General features: G+C 70.7%; 1 protein-coding gene. It reads left to right on the top strand.

Annotated features, from left to right (window positions below; genetic code table 11):
- Positions 1-145: 145 nt before the first annotated feature.
- A complete protein-coding gene (locus AC2VNT_RS10535) occupies positions 146-1,879 on the top strand; it encodes an N-acyl-D-amino-acid deacylase family protein (protein ID WP_486946801.1) in 1,734 nt (577 codons plus the stop codon).
- Positions 1,880-2,013 lie beyond the last annotated feature (134 nt).

The following is a 2,013-nucleotide window of genomic DNA, read 5'->3' as shown; positions in this document are numbered from 1 at the left end:
ATGGCGACCCTACCCGCCCGGCCCGCCCCGTCCCGGCGGCCGTCCAGGAGGTCCTGGTGATGGCGACGGTGTACGCCGGCTTCCCGGCCGCGCTCAGTGCGCTGTGCCCCTGGCACGACCACAGGCACGGTCGTAGATTTGTCAGATGACGTACGACCTGGTCATCCGTGACGGCACGATCGTCGACGGGCTCGGCGGTGAGCCCTACGTCGGCGACGTCGCGGTGCGTGGCGGCCTGATCGCGGCGGTCGGCAAGGTCGACGGCCGCGGCGAGCGGGAGATCGACGCCACCGAGTTGCTGGTCACGCCCGGCTTCGTCGACCTGCACACCCACTACGACGGCCAGGCCATCTGGTCGACCCGGCTCAACCCGTCGTCGGCACACGGCGTCACCACGGCGATCATGGGCAACTGCGGGGTGGGCTTCGCACCCTGCCGCCCCACCGATCACGACGTGCTGGTCGATGTGATGGCCGGTGTGGAGGACATCCCCGGCGTGGTGATGACCGACGGCCTGGACTGGACGTGGGAGACCTTCCCGCAGTATCTGCAGGCGCTGGAGTCGCGACGGCGGGACATCGACGTCGCGGTGTACCTGCCGCACTCACCGCTACGGGTGTACGTGATGGGTCAGCGCGGCGCGGACCGCGAGCCGGCCACCGTCGAAGACCTGGCCGTCATGCGGCGGCTGGCTCGAGAGGCGATCGAGGTTGGCGCGCTTGGATTTTCGTCGTCCAGGCTGGCGACGCACCGGACCGAGGGCGGCAGACAGATCCCCAGCTACGACGCCGGGTACGCCGAGATCCTGGAGATCGGCCGCGGTGTCGCCGACGCCGGCGGCGGGCTGATCCAGTTCGTGCCGGACATCCCGGACGGCGGGTACCAGCCGGTGCTGCAGCAGGTGTTCGACGCCGCAACCGACGTCGGGCTGCCGGTGACGTTCAGCCTGATCGTCCCCAACGAAGGCGATCCGGTACACGAGGACGCCGTCACCATGGTGGAGAAGGCCAACGCCGCCGGCGCGCGGATCACCGCGCAGGTGTTCCCCCGGCCGATCGGCCTGATCGTCGGCCTGGACCTGACCGTCAACCCGTTCGTGCTGTACCCGAGCTATCAACAGATCGCCGCGCTGCCGCTGGCCGATCGGGTCGCCGAGCTGCGCAAGCCAGAAGTACGCCAACGGATCCTGGCCGACCACCCGGAGATCGTCCCGGCCAACCCGCTGGTCTACCTGGCCCAGGCCTGGAACTGGCTGTTCCCGCTCGGCGACGACGCGAACTACGAGCCGACCGCGGCCGACAGCATCGCCGCCCGTGCCAAGGCGCGCGGCGTCTCCGCCCTGGAGGAGGCCTACGACCGGATGCTCGACGACGACGGCCACGCCGTGCTGCTCTGCGCGCTGGCCAACTTCGCGGACAACTCGCTGGACACCGTCGGCGCGCTGATGCAGCGCGACGACATGGTGATCGGGCTCGGCGACGGCGGCGCCCACTACGGGATGATCTGCGACTCCAGCTTCCCCACCTACCTGCTGGCCCATTGGACCCGGGACCGGCCGTCCGGCCGGATCTCGGTGCCGACGGCGATCCGCGAGCTGACCTCGGTGCCGGCCCGGGTCTGCGGGCTGGCCGATCGCGGCCGGATCGCGGTCGGCTACAAGGCCGACCTGAACGTCATCGACTACCCGGGGCTGCACCTGCACCCGCCGGTGGTCACCTACGACCTGCCGGCCGGCGGGCGCCGGCTCGACCAGCGCGCCGACGGGTACGTCGCGACCATCGTCTCCGGCCAGGTGATCGCCGAGAACGGGGTGCCGACGAAGGCCCGGCCGGGCAAGCTGGTCCGCGGCCGCCAGCCGGCGCCGGCCTCGCCGGCCTGACCTCGCGGGCTGCAGCTGCGGTTGTGCGACCCGCCGCTCAGACCCGATTCCACGAGTAAGTGGGGGACACGCGCCGCGAATAGGCGAAGGGTGCCGCTCTGACCTGGGATGATGGTGTTTTCCAAGACATGATC

It is taken from the genome of Mycobacterium sp. TH-M15 (genome assembly GCF_057473705.1).
This window is presented reverse-complemented; position numbering and strand designations above follow the sequence as displayed.

Coding starts and splice junctions, on each gene's coding strand:
- AC2VNT_RS10535 (WP_486946801.1), top strand. CDS start 146: ATGACGTACGACCTGGTCATCCGTGACGGCACGATCGTCGACGGGCTC.